Source organism: Cyanothece sp. BG0011 (assembly GCF_003013815.1).
In the GTDB taxonomy this organism is placed as follows: Bacteria; Cyanobacteriota; Cyanobacteriia; order Cyanobacteriales; family Microcystaceae; genus Crocosphaera.
The window spans coordinates 22,081-39,450 of the sequence record NZ_PRLH01000055.1 but is presented as its reverse complement, the minus strand read 5'-3'; the positions used below and the strand labels follow the sequence as shown (position 1 = coordinate 39,450).

The window sequence follows — 17,370 nt, the reverse complement described above, 5'->3', positions numbered from 1 at the left end:
GGGAAGGGTAACTTCGCTTTCAATGGCTAAAATGGGGGATTCGTTGCTTTCGCTGTCAGGGGTTTGGGGGGATTGATCGTTTTCTAGAGAAACATCTTGATCAACAAAACCGTTGCTTTCGTGATTATTCTGGGAATTTGAGTTAGGGGAAGTCTGAGTCATAACGTTAACCAAAGAGTGAATTTCAATAAAGGGGTACTATACCGCTACGGGGAAGTCAAAAGGCAAAAGGCAAAAGGCAAAAGGCAATTATCAAAGTATTTCAGCTTTTTCTAATGTCCTAACCTTTTTTTGTACTGCTATAAATAGGAAAAAAGCTAAAAATGGATCAGTTTTTGAAATTACGCAATAGGTAACAGGCAAGAGATAATTAATCTAAAGGGTATTTTGATAACGGTTAAATCATTAAGCGGTGGGCATCCCTGCGAGGATGGCCTCCCCGTCAAGAACCACCACCATATCTCCACCCGGTGCCAACCAATAACCCCGCAGAAACGGGGCTAAACCAGAGTTAACTGCTGAGCCAGGAGGAGATTGAATATCATTCGGGTTACACCATTGAATATCATCCACTCCACTCACCACCGCCCCGATATGGTGACGATGGGCTTTAGCCGCTTTTTGGGAGGAGGACAGTTTGCCTGAGTGGAGGACCATGGTTCGATAAATCGGAGTGACTCGGGGTTGTTGATGCCAAGGGGTTAACCCCAAGAGTTCCCCTAAATCGATGATCCAGAGAATTTCGCCACGCCAGTTATAAACGCCCATCACCCAAGAGGGCATTTGGGGAATAGGAACAATTTGACCGAGGGGAATAGTAATCACTTCGGTCAACTGGGTAACGGGTAAGAGTAAGGTCGTGTCAGGCACTAACTGGAATCGTAAAAATTGTTCTAATTGGTGACGGTGTTGGGTTTCTAGGGAGGTTGTTGTCGAGTTGATCTCAAAAAATTCATGTTGAACCACAATGGCTGACTCCTTTGACGACGCTGGCAGATTGGATTTAAGGAATAAGTTGTTTAATGGTGCTCAGAAAGGTGTCTTGATCGATGGGTTTGGGAATGTAAGCGTCTGCCCCCTGGCGTTTGCCCCAAAATTTGTCCATGTCGGTGTCTTTGGTCGAACAAATAACGATGGGGATTTTACTGGTTCGTTCTTCGGCTTTGATGGCGCGACAGATTTCAAAACCACTGACACCGGGTAACACCACATCAAGGACAATGAGATCGGGCAATTCTCCGTTCAATTTTTCTAAGGCTTCTTCTCCACTGCTGGCAATGGCTGCTGTAATACCTGCAAGTTTTAAATATTGGGTAATAATTTCTCTTTCTGTCAAAGAATCTTCAATTACAAGGACGGTTCCCATAATTATTTCTACCTCGGTTAATGTTGGATTAAGCTGGTTCTATAGTCTTACAATTCCCTAAAACTTAAGGAAAGTAACATTTTTAATGGATAGGGTGCGTAAAATTTACACTGGTAAAAATGTCGTCATTTTCCTTAAGCGACATTTTCTTGTTTAAGATGTTTGCGAATGGCACTCAAAACTGAGTCAGGGTTGACGGGTTTACTCATAAAATCTGTTGACCCGACCATTTTTGCTCGAACGCGATCGACAATGCCGTCATTGCCGGTGAGAATAATGATGGGGGTATGACGGAAAAAGGACAGTTTCCTGAGTTGTCCACAAATTTCGTAACCGTTGGCGTTGGGCATGACTAAATCTAAGAAAATCACAGCCGGTTTACGGGCTAATAAAATAGCGATCGCCCTTAAAGGATCGTTAATGCCCAAAAATTGATAGTTAGCCCCCACTAAAATTTTCTCTAGGGTTTGACACATCAAAGGACTATCATCCACACAAGCCACCAACGGACTGACAGACACCTCTGAAGTAGGGACGGTAGCGGTAGGAGTAGGAGTGGAAACGGGAGGCGATAAATCTTCGATGGTGATTAATTCCACTAACCCCATTTGGACGTAGGGCAACAAAGAACTGGTGACGGTGACCACATCTCGTTTCATCCGTACCGAAAGATCCCGTAGGGTTTGATTACCGTCGAGGAGTTGTTTTAAGGTTTGATAGACTTGGGGAGAGGTGCGCTGTTGCAGTTCTTCGGCCTGTCTAATAATGGGGGCGGAGTTAGGGGAGCGATCGGCGACTTTGGCCCCTTGCCACGCTTGCCATTGTTTATGGGCTTCATTAATGAGTTGATCGGCATCGATTAACACCAATCGAGTTGAAAGGAGGTTATCTTGTCTGAGTTCACAAGTCACTTCCATGGTTTGGGTAATATCAAATAGCACTTCGATAATGAGCGAACGAATCATTCTCGCTGCTTTTTCGCGACTAATTTTCTGTTGTTCTACCCACAAACACAGCAGTTGATATTCCCAACATAAGCGAAAGTCTTGATTCCCTAAACTGGCTAAATCTAGTTGCAAAGAGGATAATTTAGAGGCAATTTCAGGTAAATAACGGGCAATATGTCTTCGCCACCGTCTAACGGGATGGGTTCCCCCCGTGGCGTACATAATGCGCCCCAGGTACAAGTAAAAAAACCATTGATCCCCTTTACTACTGGTCAAAACCAATTGACCACTAAATCTGGGTTGTTTCAGGGTATCAAAGAAGCTGGCTTGTCTTGAGGGTGTAAATTCTGGTATGGAAATTGGGTTTTGAGGAGGATAGGAAGCTGTCATCATTGCATCTTCGATAAAGTGACTAATCACAGTGTTTACGGTTATAGGATTCCCTAAATTTCCAGAAAAATAACATTTTGGAGGGGTTAAGTCTGACAGATATCAAGAAAAATTAGGGATGAGGATTAGTGACTAATTATCTTGATCTTCTTCGAGTTCTTGATAGGCAACGGCCCTTAATTTTCCATAAAAGTCTGAAGCGTCAGCATGGGGAACAAATTGGTGAATAGTACGAGGGGTCTTTTCTCGATTTAAGCTAGTTTGAGACTCCCATTCTTCTGAGGCAATGGCAATCTTTTCTGTTTCTACCTTTTCGGCAATTCTTCCATTTAATGTCTCTTTCTTCTCAGGTTTACTATTTAATTTTTCGGTTCTAATAGCGATGGGGATAGCGATTTGCTTCACTAATTCTTGAATAGGAGTTAAGGTAATGTTATTTTTGGGAGTCGATTCTATCGTTTGTTCTGGGACTGATGGGTTTTCTTTGGCTTGTTGCTCTTCAATTTTTTGATGATTGCTGACATCTTCAACAAAAAGATTACGAGTAATAAATCTTTCAAATTCGTAGGTAAAATGATAGGTTGGATGTCCCAGACGTTTCCAAAGGGCAAGAATATGCTCGACTGAAACGGCTTTATAACGTCCTTGATAAAGGGCTTCGACAATGGCCAAACGAATCCAATAAACTGAGTAAGATGCTACCCACTTTTCGATTAACTCAAAAATGCTAACTTCTTTGATCTCGAATCCGTAACGAGTCAATAATGCCTTGATTTGATTTAGGTTTTTGTTCCTGCACTGGTGCATAGCATCTTTACTATCCCTCATTGCCACTCTTTTAGCATATTTTCGTTTTAACACTATAGCAATTTACACTTATTTTAGAAGAGGTAGCCTTAATCTATTCAATTTAACCTTGCCATAGAGGATAAAATTAAGAAGATAATCTTTGACGATTAGGATCACTTTTTATCAATTTAAAACTAAAGGCTATGACTATCATTTCGGTTGGAGAAGCTCAAACAATTATCTTAAAGTTAGTAGACAGCTTACAAGAGACAGAAATCATCTCTCTTGATGAAGCAACGGGAAGAATTTTGGCTCAATCTATTAGTAGTGCTGTGAATTTTCCTTATTGGGATAATTCCGCTATGGATGGTTACGGGGTACGCTTTGAAGATGTTAAACTATCGAACTCTGACGCTCCTATCACCCTTGAGATTGTAGCAGAGATTCCAGCAGGAATTAACCCTAAATTATCGATTCAATCAGGAGAAGCTTGTCGCATTTTTACGGGGGCAATGTTACCGAATGGTGTGGATACAATTGTTATGCAAGAAAATGCCCGCAGAGAAGGGAATAAGGTGAGCATCTTATCTCCTCCTAATTATCGGGGAGAATTTGTTAGAAAACAAGGGAGTTTTTATCAAGCTGGTAATAGTTTATTACCTTCAGGAATTCCCATTAATGAGTCAGAAATGGCTGTCTTAGCAACGGCGCAATGTGCCACTGTTAAGGTTTATCGTCGTCCCCGTGTGGCTATTTTATCGAGTGGAAATGAATTAATTTCTCCTACTGAACCCTTACAACCTGGAAAAATTGTTGATTCTAATCAATATGCGCTTAAAGCATTCGTCATGAAAAATGGAGGAATTCCGATTAGTTTAGGCATTGTTAAAGATGAACCATTACTAATTAAACAGAAAATTACAGAGGCTATTAATAGGGCTGATTTCGTCCTTTCAACTGGTGGGGTTTCTGTGGGAGATTATGATTATATTGATAATATTTTAGCTGAATTAGGGGGTAAAATTATGGTTGATGGGGTTGCTATGAAACCAGGAAAACCCTTGACAGTGGCTAAATTTGATAATGGCTGTGTCTATTTTGGACTACCCGGAAATCCTGTCTCTGCTTTGGTTAGTTGTTGGCGGTTTGTTAAACTGGCTTTAGATAAATTATCAGGAATAAAAGGGGATTATCAACCGAAGTTGATCACCGTAAGATCGGGGGATAATTTATCTTCTAAGGGTCAACGAGAAACCTATGTTTGGGGACAGTTAAAATTAATAAAGGGTGAATATGTCTTTAGTTTGGCACAGGGCAGTCAAAATTCAGCTAATTTAATTAACTTAGCTTTAACCAATGCCTTCGCTATTTTGCCTGTCGGTGTAACTAAAATTAATCAAGGAGAAACAGTCAAGGTTCTTTGTTTATCCAATTGAAGATAATTCTTTGTGCTAATTAACAGGAAATAAAGGCATTTACTTTATTTGTTTACATTTTTTAAAATTTCATGTTTTATAAAATCATTAATCATCAATCCTGATTAGGAGATATTATTATGACCAATACCTCAGGATCTAAAACAATTCTCGCTCAAGTTCCTTCTATTACCCTAAGAAATAATCAAGGGAAAATTTTGGAACCTTTTGACTTAAAAAAAGATTTACATCGTTTAGGAAGAAACCCTGAAAAAGCTGATCTTGTTGTTCCTGAAAGTAACAATTGGATGATGGTTAGTGGTTGTCAAGCTTCTTTCACTAAAGAGGGAAATAATTACCGAATTTATGATGGAGATCAGGTTACTCCTAGTAGTAATCGTTTGTTTTTAAATAATAGTTTAATTACCCCAAAACAAGGATTATTGTTACAAGATGGTATGGAAATTACCATCGGGACAGTAATGGGAAATCATATTATTATTACTTATTCTAATCCTAATAGTAATCAGCCCTTAAAACCTTTAGGTAAAACCTCTATTTCTCTTAAAAATAAATCCGTAGTTATTGGTAGAGATCCTCAAGCAAACTTACCCTTAGATGCGCCCACAGTTTCCCGTTGTCATGCCATAATTGATAGTAATAATAAAGATCAATATATTCTAAGCGATTGTAGCACTAACGGTGTATTTGTCAATGGACAAAAAGTAACCAATCAAGCCATTCTTTCTAATGGATCAACCATTCGTATCGGTCCTTATACATTAATTGTACAAGGTGATAATTTACGAATTGCAGATACTGGCGATAATATTCGTCTTCATGCTAAAAATTTAAATCGAGTTGTTAAAGATAAAAATGGCAAAAAAATTACTTTGTTAACGGACATTTCTATCCCTATTGATCCTGGTCAATTTGTTGTTATTGTTGGGGGAAGTGGTGCCGGAAAATCCACGTTAATGCGGACTTTATTGGGACTAGAACCAGTGGATAAAGGACAGGTTGAATTAAATGGAGAAGACTTACGAAAAAATTTTAATATTTATCGTAATCTTATCGGTTATGTCCCTCAATATGATATTGTTCATCCTAATTTAACGGTTAAAGAAGTTTTATATTATGCAGCTAAACTCCGCTTACCTCCTGATATTAATATTGAACAAGAAAGAGAGAAAGTATTAACACAAATTGAGTTAAAAGAAAGAGAAAATACTTTAGTTAAAAATCTCAGTGGCGGCCAACTTAAACGAGTGAGTATGGGGGTTGAATTATTAGCTGATCCTAAACTTTTTTTCTTAGATGAACCCACTTCTGGCCTTGATCCAGGGTTAGATAAAAAAATGATGGAACTCCTAAAAAATTTATCTCAAGAAGGACGAACGATTATTTTAGTGACTCATACAACTTTGAATATTCATCTTTGCGATCGCTTAGTTTTTCTAGGAAAAGGAGGCAATCTTTGTTATTTTGGACCTCCTGAAGAAGCCATGACTTTCTTTCCCCTAAATAGTCATAATTTTGCTGATATTTATATTCATCTTGAAGACAAAAATAAAGTCCAAGAAGAGGCAGAACGGTTTAAACATGATCCTAATTTTTATGATAAATATATTAGTCAAAATTTAGTGCAATTATCCACTCATAACCATCAAAAATCTAAACCTAAAAAAGTCAAAACTTCTTTTTTACAACAGGTTTCCATTTTATCTCAAAGATATTTTCAGTTACTACTACGAGATCCCTTAAATATTGGTATCAATTTAATAACTGCACCCTTGGGAATTGTGGCCATGAGAATTGCTTTATCTGATACCATTCCCTTCAATTTTGCTGATGAAAATGACCCCACCTTTGCCACTTTATCCCTCAAAGTTTTGTTCGTTTTTACCTGTGCAGCCATTTGGGTAGGGTTAGCAACTTCATTACAAGAAATTGTTAAAGAATCGAAAATTTATCAGCGAGAAAGATTAGTCAATTTAGGCATTTGGGCTTATTTAGGATCAAAAGCATCTATTTTAGGAATCTTAGGATTTTTACAAAGTTTACTGATATCTCTAACAATTTTTATCTGTTTTAAAGTGCCAGAATCAAATCAATTTGCTTGGATTTTGGGAACAGAAATCACGATATTTCTGACACTTTTTTCTACTATTAGTTTAGGCATTATGGTGTCAGCTTTTGTTAAAAATATTACTCAAGCAAATAGTTCTTTACCCCTATTACTATTACCTCAAATTATCTTTTCAGGGGTCTTGTTTAAAATGACAGGGATTGGTAAACTACTATCTTGGTTAATGATTAGTCGTTGGTCAGTGGGTGCATTAGGTAGTTTAGTTGATATTCCTTCTATGATTCCTGAAGCACAGCCTATTTCCCCATTAAACCCTAATCCAGTAGCAATTCCTGTCGATATTCCGACAGAGGTTTATGCTACTGATTCTAGCAATTTATTAATCAATTGGGGCTTATTATTATTACATAGTTTTATTTATTGGGGGATAACTTATATTTTGCAAAAACGCAAAGATATTTTATAAAAAAATAAACAATAATTTAGAATTTAATTACCTAAAAAGGTTACAATAAGAAAAGAGAAAATTAATTTTGATATAAAATTATGGGTAACACCTTTGGCCATCTATTTCGTATCACAACCTTTGGAGAATCTCACGGGGGAGGAGTTGGGGTGATTATTGATGGTTGTCCCCCTCGTTTAGACTTATCAGAAACGGATATTCAAGGGGATTTAGATCGTCGTCGTCCCGGACAAAGTAAGATTACCACACCCCGAAAAGAAACGGACACTTGTGAGATTATTTCGGGAGTGTTTCAAGGAAAAACATTGGGGACTCCTATTGCTATTTTAGTTCGCAATAAAGACGCGCGATCGCAAGACTATAACGAGATGTCGGTTAAGTTTCGTCCCTCCCATGCAGACGCAACTTATGAAGCAAAATATGGCATCCGAAACTGGCAAGGGGGGGGTCGATCTTCTGCTAGGGAAACTATCGGAAGAGTGGCTGCTGGTGCGATCGCTAAAAAAATCTTAAAACAAGTAGCTAATGTTGAAATTGTTGGCTATGTAAAACGGATTAAAGATTTAGAAGGAAACATTAATCCCGACACCGTTACCCTAGAAGAAGTTGAAAGTAATATTGTTCGTTGTCCTGATCAAGAAATGGCAGAAAAAATGATCGATCTCATTGATCAAACTCGACGAGATAAAGACTCTATTGGTGGTGTGGTTGAATGTGTCGCTCGTTATGTTCCTAAAGGGTTAGGAGAACCGGTTTTTGATAAATTAGAGGCAGATTTAGCTAAAGCTGTCATGTCTCTCCCTGCGAGTAAAGGGTTTGAAATTGGTTCAGGGTTTGCTGGAACGTTATTAACAGGAAGCGAACATAATGATGAATTTTATATTGATGATACGGGCAATATTCGCACTAAAACGAATCGCTCCGGAGGTATTCAAGGGGGAATTAGTAACGGAGAAAATATCATTATTCGTGTTGCTTTTAAACCCACTGCTACCATTGGTAAAGAACAAAAAACCGTGACTTCTGATAGTGAAGAAACAACCTTAGCAGCCAAAGGAAGACATGATCCTTGTGTTTTATCCAGGGCAGTTCCTATGGTAGAAGCGATGGTTTCGTTAGTATTATGCGATCATTTATTACGTTGGCAGGGACAATGTAAAGCATTAACCTAACTCTTTAGATTGCCGAGAATTAGATAGGAGTAGTCAATAAATATCATTAAAAAAGCACTTGGGAATCTTGCCTTGTTTCGATACCCAGTGCTTTTTTAATACGGCTCTCACACCACAGAATCACTCTCTCACACCACAATCGAACTCAATCGATTAGTAATAAAGATAAAAGTTTTATTCTTCAATTTCAACCAACAATAGACAGTTTTAAAATTGTCACTTTATAACATTTAAATAATAAAATTATTCTAAAGCAATTTCTAGGAAATTTATAAAAATTTTATATATTTCTCTTTATCAAGGCTAAGGAAGTTAATGAAATTGGAGAGTAAAAACAAAAAAATGTTTTGAATGATACAATAGACGTAACGGTAAGGTAAATAGTTTAGATATCCCACTACACATTAAAGTTAGGAGATGACCAAAACCTTAAATTTCCATAAAAAAATTTGCCTTTTGTGTAGGGATTTGGTTCGCTTCAAAACCCAATATGAATAACCTTACTTACCATCCGAAGGAGTTTAAATTATGTTTTGTGAACAATGCGAACAAACCGCTAGTGGTAACGGATGTCATCAATGGGGGGCTTGTGGAAAAAGCCCCGAAGTCAACGCCGTACAAGATTTATTAGTTTATTGTTTAAGGGGGCTTGCGCCTGTTACCATTAAAGCCAGAGAATTAGGCATTTCTTGTCATGAAGCGGACGTTTTTACAGGGGAAACGTTATTTGCTACCATGACGAATGTTAACTTTGAGCGTAAACGATTTAATGTCTATATTCGTCAATGTATTGATATTCGAGAAGGGTTAAAAGAGAGCATTGAAAAGATAAGCGATGAACCCATAAACTGGTCTGCGATTTCTAACTATCAACCTAATTTTTCAGAAAGTTTAGCGGAACAAGGAAGAGAAAAAGACTTAACTTTTATTAGTAAATCCACTAATAATATCGACATTTTTTCTTTAAAATTAACTGTTTTGTATGGCATTAAAGGAACAGCATCTTATAACTTTCATGCCCAAGAATTAGGTCAAGAAGACGAAAAAGTTTATGCTTTTATTCAAGAAGCGTTAGCCTCTCTGGATCGCAATGATTTAAGTTTAGAAGACTGGGTTAATTTAGCCCTAAAAGTAGGAGAAATTAACCTACGAGCGATGGAATTATTAGATCAAGGACATACCACCACTTATGGACATCCTACCCCCACAAAAGTACCATTAAACCCCAAACAAGGTAAAGCTATATTAGTATCGGGTCATGATATTAAACAACTAGCAGCTTTACTGGAGCAAACTGTTAATAAAGGGGTAACTATTTACACTCACGGGGAACTATTACCGGCTCATGGTTATCCTATTTTAAAACAAAAATACCCTCATTTTTACGGTCATTATGGCACAGCTTGGCAAAATCAAACTAAAGACTTTGCTCATTTTCCTGGGGCAATTATTGTCACTACAAATTGTTTAATGCCTCCCCATGAAACCTACGAAGATAAACTCTTTACCATTGGACCCGTTGGCTATTCAGGTATTAATTATTTACCCTCAGATGCTCAGGGAATTCCTGATTACAGTTTAGCGATTCAAACCTCATTAGAAATGCCAGGGTTTACTAAAGATGAAGCTTCCCGTCATGTTATGGTTGGCTTTGCTCACAACACAGTTTTAAGTGTATCTGAACAAGTCATTGAAGCAGTAAAACAAGGTAAAATTCGTCATTTCTTTCTAGTTGGAGGTTGTGACGGGGCAAAACCTGGACGGACTTATTATACAGAATTTGTGGAAAAAGTTCCTCAAGATTGTATTGTTTTAACCCTTGCTTGTGGTAAGTTTCGCTTTTTTGATAAACAGTTAGGAGAGATCGGAAATTTACCCCGTTTAATGGATGTTGGACAATGTAATGATGCTTATTCTGCCATAAAAATTGCATTAGGATTAGCCGAAGCGTTTCAAGTAAGTGTTAATGATTTGCCGTTATCCATGATTTTATCTTGGTATGAACAAAAAGCGGTAGCTGTTCTTTTAACCTTACTTTATTTAGGTATTAAAGACATTCGTTTAGGACCAACATTACCCGCTTTTATTACCCCAAATGTCCTAAAATTTCTCTCAGAAACTTACAACTTACAACCCATTACAACCCCTGATCAAGATTTAGTTGCTTGTTTGGCTTAAAATGAGTTTGCAAAAGTAAGCACGTAGGGTGGGCAAATTTTTAATATTATGTAATTAGTGACGATTTGTTTTGTATTTGCCCACCTCATAAAATTAAGTATAAAACCAAATAACTGGACAATTATTTAAAATTTCAATAAAAACAAATAATATATGCTATGATATTAGAGAGTAGTTGTTTTTTTACTATTCTAGTAATTATGAAAAATAGATTATTTACTATTGGCCATTCTAATCTAGATATAAAAGAGTTTATTTCTTTGCTTAATCAACATAATGTAACAGCGTTAGCTGATGTTCGATCATCTCCTTATAGTCGCTATGTAAGTCAATTTAATAAAGAAAATTTGAAAAATAGCTTATTAAATGCTGGCATCAAGTATGTTTTTTTAGGAGAAGAATTAGGAGCAAGACCAAAAGATAAAAGTTGTTATGTTGAGGGAAAAGCAGTTTACGAAAATATTGCTAAACTCCCTTTATTTTCTCAAGGAATTGAAAGACTAAAAAAAGGCTCTCAATCTTATGAGATTGCTTTAATGTGTGCAGAAAAAGATCCCATTACTTGTCATCGTGCTGTGTTAGTTTGTCAACATTTAAGACAATTACCATTAGATATTAATCATATTTTACAAGATGGTCGTCTACAATCTCATGAAGATTTAGAAAATAGATTATTAGAAATTCATAATTTAGATCAATCAGGAAAAGAAGCTACTGTACAATTAAGTTTGTTTGATAATGTTTCTAAGCAAACCTCTCTCCCAACTTTATCACCGGAAGAAGCGTTAAAAGAAGCTTATCGAAAACAGGGATTAAATATTGCTTATGTAGAAAAAAACTATGACCAAAACGATTAATTTATCAACTATAGGGTTTACTCAAAAAACAGCACAAGAATTCTTTGAATTACTCAAAAAAGCGAACGTTAAACGAGTGATTGATACTCGCTTAAATAATGTTTCTCAGCTTGCAGGATTTGCTAAAAAGAAAGACTTACAATACTTTCTTAAAGAAATTGCTGATATTGATTACATTCATCTTGTAGATTTAGCTCCTACAAAAGATATCTTAGATGATTATAAAAAAAAGAAAGGAGAATGGTCTGTTTATGAAACAAAATTTAGGGATTTAATGGTTCAAAGAAAAATAGAGAAAAAACTTGATCCCGAAATTATAGAAGATAGTTGTCTGTTGTGCAGTGAAGCAAAACCCCATCATTGTCACCGTCGTTTAGTTGCAGAATACCTAAATAATCACTGGGGAAATATCAACATAAATCATTTGTAGGGTGTATTAATTTAGCTGATAATTTGGGTATTTTAAGATTATATCCTCGTTAAATTATATACAATAATGACCGAAATTATTTGTTTAGCGAACTCTTTAAAACTTCAAGAACGTTGTCTTGCTGGAATTAACCCAAAAACGGGTAGGTGGGTTCGTCCTATTTGTTCTCAATATCCTAATGATGGTCGTGTACCTGCTAAAATTCGATTAATTAATCATAAAGAACCCTCATTATTAGATGTTATCGATATCCCTTTAAAAGAAACAGGTAATGATTTTGGATTTGAGTCAGAAAATCTGACCATTGCACCAGGAAAATGGAAAAAAATTAAGTCTATACCAGCAACTGATTTACTTGATTATTGTTCTGAAACTGACTATATTTTACATAATTCATCTAAGTATGTAACGGTTGCTTATTTACAAAGTCTTCCCTTAGAAAAACGTTCTACACTTCAGTTAGTTTATGCTTCAAAATTACTGATCACAGAAAAACCAGGGAGTATGTTAACGTCAACGATCTGGAAAGCTTCAATTATTATTAACAATGGTCAACAATTAAGAGATGTAAACATTACTGATCCTGAATTTATTGAACGATTAGAAACAGGTTATCGGCCTAATAATCCTTGTTTAGTTACCGTTAGTTTAAGTATGCCATATCGTCCCCCACATTGGAAAAAAGAGGGTAATCCTTGCTGGAAATTAATTGCAGGAGTGATAGAATTATCGGATATTGATTTAATTTTAGTGGAAATGAAACGTATTGGTTGGACTATTAAAAAAGGAAGAGATTATTTACAAAAACATTACCGAAAATGTTCACGAACTTTATTAACTGAAGATGAAATACAAGAATTTTTAAGTTATTTAAAATCTCAATAAAAAAATATTATATTTTGTAGGGTGGGTTAGGCAAAGCTTTAATTTGATAAGAAAGTTAGTGTTTATTTGTGCCGTAACCCACCTAATTGATTAATATATATTATAAATAAATTTGATCATCTTTCATAATTTAATTGCTTCCTTTAACACTTTTTCTTTAATGGATGGATTTAAGCTTTTTTCAGTAACAATATCAACTTTACATCCTAATAACTCTTCCAAATCCATTAATAAACCACCTGGAAACCAAGGGGATGTTTTAGATAAATCATAGTCAATTAAAAAATCAATATCACTATTTTCGGTTTCTTCTCCTCTCGCTACTGAACCAGATATCCTGATGTTAAAGGCTCCATGTTTTTCGGCTAATGATAATATTTTTTCTCGCTTTTCTTTTAGAGAGTCCTTGAGTTTCATTGTTGTATATATTTTCTTACTGTTTATATTACGATTATAGCAAGTTGAAGGGTTATTTATTAATTAAAATATCTTTTGAGTCAAGATAAATAAGCTTTTCAAATCATAATTACCTTAAACGTAGGGTGGGCAAACTCTTAAACCTATATAACTTGTTAAAATGTTTTTATTATTTGCCCACCTAACAAGTAGTAACAAAATAATTAAGCTGTTAAGATGAGAAGTCTAACAAAGGTGGGCAAACTTTAATGATTTATGATTGGTTAAAATCTCTCTAGTTTTGCTCACCCTACAACTTCAACTATTTAGAAGGAGTTTTGATACCAATTATTTTTTCTCCAATAGTCAACTACACATTATATATCCTTGTGCAAATTTTATTACTTCTATTGCTGTCTAAACTTCCCAATAGTCAAACCAATGAACAGCAAGTAATAGAATAATTATCAACTAAGATTTTAAGTGCTTACAAATATTACGATAACGTTTTGCAAGTGTACGAATTCTTTATTTAAATTCTTCAGAAAAAAACAGATTGATTTCAGACATCAATGCCATTCTATTGTGTACCATTAAGTTTTAGTGAATAGAAATTGTTATAAAATAACAGATAGTCCTAGAAACTATCAATAATGATTACCATCGCATTACCCAAAGGGGCATTATTATCAGATTCCATCGAACTGTTTAAACGCATTGGATTAGATTTTAGTGCTTTTTTAGACTCCAAAAACCGTCAACTACAAATAACTGATCCTACTAATAGAGCCAAAGGTTTATTAGTCAGAGCCACCGATGTACCCGTTTACGTCGAATATGGACAAGCACAACTCGGTATAGTTGGCTACGATTTACTATTAGAAAAAAGCCCAGACGTTGCCCATCTCGCCGACTTAAATTTTGGTGGGTGTCGGATGTCCGTAGCTGTTCCCAAAACCAGTCCCTACCAAACCCCCGCAGAATTACCCCCCAATGGAAAAGTTGCCTCAAAATTTGTAAACTGTGCTAAAACATATTTTCAAAAGCTAGATTTACCGGTAGAGATTATCCCCCTTTATGGTTCGGTTGAACTGGGTCCGATTACCGGAATGTCAGAAGCGATCGTCGATTTAGTCTCCACAGGCCGCACTCTCAAAGAAAATGGCCTAGTGGAGGTGGATACCCTATTCCAAAGTACGGCTCGCCTCATTGCTCATCCCCTAAGTTATCGGTTAAATTTAGATAATCTTAATGATTTAGGCGAACAAATCAAAAATTCTGTGTCAAAATCATAAAAACAATTGACCCTAGAATATTATTAATGGAGGAACAAAGACACAAAAATTCAACTAAAAACCGACAAACCGTAGTGAATGCTACAAAATCCTACATTAATAATAATGACAAAAAAGCTGTGTTAGAATCAGCTTACAAGGGCAAGCAGCAGGTGATGGATTAATAAAGATATGTTTGAACGCTTTACAGAAAAAGCTATCAAGGTAATAATGCTGGCGCAAGAAGAAGCTCGTCGGCTCGGCCACAACTTTGTCGGGACCGAACAAATTCTTCTTGGCCTCATCGGTGAAGGAACCGGAGTCGCTGCCAAAGTTCTCAAATCAATGGGGGTTAACCTAAAAGATGCTCGTATTGAAGTTGAGAAAATCATTGGCCGCGGTTCAGGGTTTGTCGCCGTTGAAATTCCTTTTACCCCAAGAGCAAAACGAGTGCTGGAACTCTCCTTAGAGGAAGCCAGACAATTAGGACACAACTACATCGGGACTGAACACCTTCTCTTAGGTTTAATTAGAGAAGGGGAAGGAGTCGCGGCCAGGGTTCTCGAAAACCTCGGGGTCGACCTCTCCAAAGTCAGAACCCAAGTCATTCGCCAATTAGGGGAAACGGCAGAGGTGGCCGCCGGCGGTGGCACACCAGGACGCACCAAAACCCCTACTTTAGACGAATTCGGTTCCAATTTAACTCAGTTGGCCGCCGATGGGCAACTTGATCCCGTTGTCGGACGACAAAAAGAAATCGAACGGGTGATCCAAATTCTGGGCCGTCGTACCAAAAATAACCCCGTTCTCATTGGAGAACCCGGTGTCGGTAAAACAGCGATCGCAGAAGGGTTAGCCCAACGCATCGCTAACAAGGATATTCCTGACATCCTCGAAGAAAAACGAGTGGTTACCCTCGATATCGGTCTATTGGTTGCAGGAACCAAGTACCGTGGGGAATTTGAAGAACGACTCAAGAAGATTATGGACGAAATTCGTCAAGCAGGAAACGTTATTCTTGTTATTGACGAAGTTCATACCCTTATCGGTGCCGGTGCAGCAGAAGGGGCGATCGACGCTGCCAACATTCTCAAACCAGCCTTAGCACGGGGCGAATTACAATGTATTGGGGCCACTACCCTCGATGAATATCGTAAGCACATCGAACGGGATGCAGCCCTAGAACGTCGTTTCCAACCCGTCATGGTAGGGGAACCCTCCGTAGAAGAAACCATCGAAATTCTCTACGGACTCAGAGAACGCTACGAGCAGCATCATAAGCTGAAAATCTTAGATGAAGCTTTAGAAGCAGCGGCCAAATTGTCAGATCGTTACATTTCTGACCGTTATCTCCCTGATAAGGCCATTGACTTAATCGATGAAGCTGGATCACGGGTTCGTTTAATCAATTCTCAACTGCCTCCTGCAGCCAAGGAACTAGACAAAGAACTACGCACCATCTTGAAGCAAAAAGATGATGCCGTTCGCTCCCAAGACTTTGATCGCGCTGGAGAATTGCGAGATCAAGAAATGGATATTAAGGAGCAAATTCGTTCTATTTCCTCTGCTAAGAAAGGAGAAGGAGAAAACGACGAACCGTTTGTAGATTCCGAAGAAATCGCCCACATTGTGGCTTCTTGGACTGGGGTTCCTGTGAACAAGTTGACGGAAACCGAATCTGAAAAACTTCTGCACATGGAAGACACCCTACATCAACGTTTAATCGGTCAAGAAGATGCCGTTAAAGCGGTTTCTAGGGCGATTCGTCGGGCAAGAGTTGGCTTAAAGAACCCCAACCGTCCTATTGCTAGTTTCGTCTTCTCTGGACCGACTGGTGTGGGTAAAACCGAGTTAACCAAAGCCTTAGCAGCGTACTTCTTCGGGTCAGAAGATGCCATGATTCGTCTGGATATGTCCGAATTCATGGAACGTCATACCGTGTCTAAGTTAATCGGTTCTCCTCCAGGATACGTGGGATATAACGAAGGGGGACAACTCACCGAAGCAGTTCGTCGTCGTCCCTACACCGTAGTGCTATTCGATGAAATTGAAAAAGCACACCCCGATGTCTTCAATATGCTTCTACAAATCTTAGAAGACGGTCGTTTAACGGACGCTAAAGGGCGTACGGTGGACTTTAAGAACACCTTATTGATTATGACCTCTAACATCGGTTCTAAGGTCATTGAGAAGGGTGGCGGTGGCCTCGGATTTGAGTTTGAAGACGACCAAAATGAGGCACAGTACAATCGTATTCGTAACCTCGTGAACGAAGAATTGAAGCAATACTTCCGTCCTGAGTTCCTCAACCGACTCGATGAAATTATCGTCTTCCGTCAGTTGAACAAGGAAGAGGTCAAGGAAATTTCCGAGATTCTCCTCAAGGAAGTGTTTGCACGGTTAACTGAAAAAGAGATTACCTTACAAGTTACCGATAAATTCAAGGAACGCTTAGTAGAAGAAGGGTATAACCCCGCTTATGGTGCAAGACCCTTACGTCGTGCCATTATGCGTCTTCTAGAGGATGTTCTCGCTGAAGAGATTCTTTCCGGACGAGTTGGCGAAGGGGATGTTGCAGTGGTCGATATCGGCGAAGACGGCAAAGTTAAAGTGGTTTCGGGTGATACCCAACCGGTTTTAGCGAAAGCCACTGACTCGTAACTATTAAGATTTAACCCTCAAGCAACGGTAGAAGTTTCGCCCTTCTGCCGTTTTT

Annotated in this window: 15 protein-coding genes; 10 read left to right on the top strand and 5 right to left on the bottom strand. The window is 37.7% G+C overall.

Annotation, left to right across the window (positions count from 1 at the left end; all coding sequences use genetic code 11):
• Positions 1–405: 405 nt before the first annotated feature.
• The 4 genes from C4E06_RS08330 to C4E06_RS08315 form a co-directional block, all read right to left on the bottom strand.
• Positions 406–966 (bottom strand): chemotaxis protein CheW, encoded by a 561-nt coding sequence (locus C4E06_RS08330; protein WP_107667645.1) that lies wholly within the window; start codon positions 964–966, stop codon positions 406–408.
• Positions 967–1,003: 37 nt separating this feature from the next.
• Positions 1,004–1,366: a response regulator transcription factor gene (locus tag C4E06_RS08325; protein ID WP_107667644.1), complete on the bottom strand. Its 363-nt coding sequence runs from the start codon at positions 1,364–1,366 to the stop codon at positions 1,004–1,006.
• Between the two features lie 134 nt (positions 1,367–1,500).
• Complete coding sequence (locus C4E06_RS08320; RefSeq protein WP_198648429.1) at positions 1,501–2,703, bottom strand: response regulator; 1,203 nt, start codon at positions 2,701–2,703, stop codon at positions 1,501–1,503.
• 132 nt (positions 2,704–2,835) lie between these two features.
• Complete coding sequence (locus C4E06_RS08315) at positions 2,836–3,564, bottom strand: hypothetical protein (RefSeq protein ID WP_198648426.1); 729 nt, start codon at positions 3,562–3,564, stop codon at positions 2,836–2,838.
• 137 nt (positions 3,565–3,701) lie between these two features.
• On the opposite strand from C4E06_RS08315, the gene glp reads away from it, so the two are divergent.
• The 7 genes from glp to C4E06_RS08280 all read left to right on the top strand — a co-directional run bounded on the left by glp (position 3,702) and on the right by C4E06_RS08280 (position 12,984).
• Positions 3,702–4,928: a gephyrin-like molybdotransferase Glp gene (gene glp / locus C4E06_RS08310; RefSeq protein ID WP_107667647.1), complete on the top strand. Its 1,227-nt coding sequence runs from the start codon at positions 3,702–3,704 to the stop codon at positions 4,926–4,928.
• Between the two features lie 119 nt (positions 4,929–5,047).
• On the top strand, positions 5,048–7,462 hold the full coding sequence (locus C4E06_RS08305; protein WP_107667643.1) for an ATP-binding cassette domain-containing protein: 2,415 nt from the start codon (positions 5,048–5,050) through the stop codon (positions 7,460–7,462).
• Between the two features lie 80 nt (positions 7,463–7,542).
• Positions 7,543–8,634 (top strand): chorismate synthase, encoded by a 1,092-nt coding sequence (gene aroC, locus C4E06_RS08300; RefSeq protein ID WP_107667642.1) that lies wholly within the window; start codon positions 7,543–7,545, stop codon positions 8,632–8,634.
• Positions 8,635–9,162: 528 nt separating this feature from the next.
• A complete protein-coding gene (gene hcp / locus C4E06_RS08295) occupies positions 9,163–10,812 on the top strand; it encodes a hydroxylamine reductase (protein WP_107667641.1) in 1,650 nt (549 codons plus the stop codon).
• A gap of 200 nt (positions 10,813–11,012) precedes the next feature.
• Positions 11,013–11,669, top strand: coding sequence for a DUF488 family protein (locus tag C4E06_RS08290; protein ID WP_107667640.1), 657 nt, complete (start codon positions 11,013–11,015; stop codon positions 11,667–11,669).
• A complete protein-coding gene (locus C4E06_RS08285; RefSeq protein ID WP_107667639.1) occupies positions 11,653–12,099 on the top strand; it encodes a DUF488 family protein in 447 nt (148 codons plus the stop codon). Before C4E06_RS08290 ends, C4E06_RS08285 begins: the two co-directional genes overlap by 17 nt.
• A gap of 66 nt (positions 12,100–12,165) precedes the next feature.
• Positions 12,166–12,984, top strand: a complete 819-nt coding sequence (locus C4E06_RS08280; RefSeq protein WP_198648425.1) for a hypothetical protein — start codon at positions 12,166–12,168, stop codon at positions 12,982–12,984.
• A gap of 123 nt (positions 12,985–13,107) precedes the next feature.
• Here the strand turns inward: C4E06_RS08280 and C4E06_RS08275 are convergent, their stop codons facing one another.
• Positions 13,108–13,401 carry a nucleotidyltransferase family protein gene (locus C4E06_RS08275; RefSeq protein WP_107667638.1) on the bottom strand — a complete coding sequence of 98 codons (294 nt, stop codon included), beginning with the start codon at positions 13,399–13,401 and terminating at the stop codon, positions 13,108–13,110.
• Between the two features lie 632 nt (positions 13,402–14,033).
• On the opposite strand from C4E06_RS08275, the gene hisG reads away from it, so the two are divergent.
• The 3 genes from hisG to C4E06_RS08265 are packed head-to-tail and all read left to right on the top strand — an operon-like array spanning position 14,034 to position 17,315.
• Positions 14,034–14,675, top strand: a complete 642-nt coding sequence (hisG, locus tag C4E06_RS08270; protein WP_107667637.1) for an ATP phosphoribosyltransferase — start codon at positions 14,034–14,036, stop codon at positions 14,673–14,675.
• A 26-nt stretch (positions 14,676–14,701) separates the two neighbouring features.
• Positions 14,702–14,839 (top strand): hypothetical protein, encoded by a 138-nt coding sequence (locus C4E06_RS27725; RefSeq protein WP_198648424.1) that lies wholly within the window; start codon positions 14,702–14,704, stop codon positions 14,837–14,839.
• A 7-nt stretch (positions 14,840–14,846) separates the two neighbouring features.
• Positions 14,847–17,315: an ATP-dependent Clp protease ATP-binding subunit gene (locus C4E06_RS08265; RefSeq protein ID WP_107667636.1), complete on the top strand. Its 2,469-nt coding sequence runs from the start codon at positions 14,847–14,849 to the stop codon at positions 17,313–17,315.
• Positions 17,316–17,370 lie beyond the last annotated feature (55 nt).

Coding starts and splice junctions, on each gene's coding strand:
- C4E06_RS08325 (WP_107667644.1), bottom strand. CDS start 1,366: ATGGGAACCGTCCTTGTAATTGAAGATTCTTTGACAGAAAGAGAAATT.
- C4E06_RS08320 (WP_198648429.1), bottom strand. CDS start 2,703: ATGACAGCTTCCTATCCTCCTCAAAACCCAATTTCCATACCAGAATTT.
- C4E06_RS08305 (WP_107667643.1), top strand. CDS start 5,048: ATGACCAATACCTCAGGATCTAAAACAATTCTCGCTCAAGTTCCTTCT.
- aroC (WP_107667642.1), top strand. CDS start 7,543: ATGGGTAACACCTTTGGCCATCTATTTCGTATCACAACCTTTGGAGAA.
- hcp (WP_107667641.1), top strand. CDS start 9,163: ATGTTTTGTGAACAATGCGAACAAACCGCTAGTGGTAACGGATGTCAT.
- C4E06_RS08290 (WP_107667640.1), top strand. CDS start 11,013: ATGAAAAATAGATTATTTACTATTGGCCATTCTAATCTAGATATAAAA.
- C4E06_RS08285 (WP_107667639.1), top strand. CDS start 11,653: ATGACCAAAACGATTAATTTATCAACTATAGGGTTTACTCAAAAAACA.
- C4E06_RS08280 (WP_198648425.1), top strand. CDS start 12,166: ATGACCGAAATTATTTGTTTAGCGAACTCTTTAAAACTTCAAGAACGT.
- C4E06_RS08275 (WP_107667638.1), bottom strand. CDS start 13,401: ATGAAACTCAAGGACTCTCTAAAAGAAAAGCGAGAAAAAATATTATCA.
- hisG (WP_107667637.1), top strand. CDS start 14,034: ATGATTACCATCGCATTACCCAAAGGGGCATTATTATCAGATTCCATC.
- C4E06_RS27725 (WP_198648424.1), top strand. CDS start 14,702: ATGGAGGAACAAAGACACAAAAATTCAACTAAAAACCGACAAACCGTA.
- C4E06_RS08265 (WP_107667636.1), top strand. CDS start 14,847: ATGTTTGAACGCTTTACAGAAAAAGCTATCAAGGTAATAATGCTGGCG.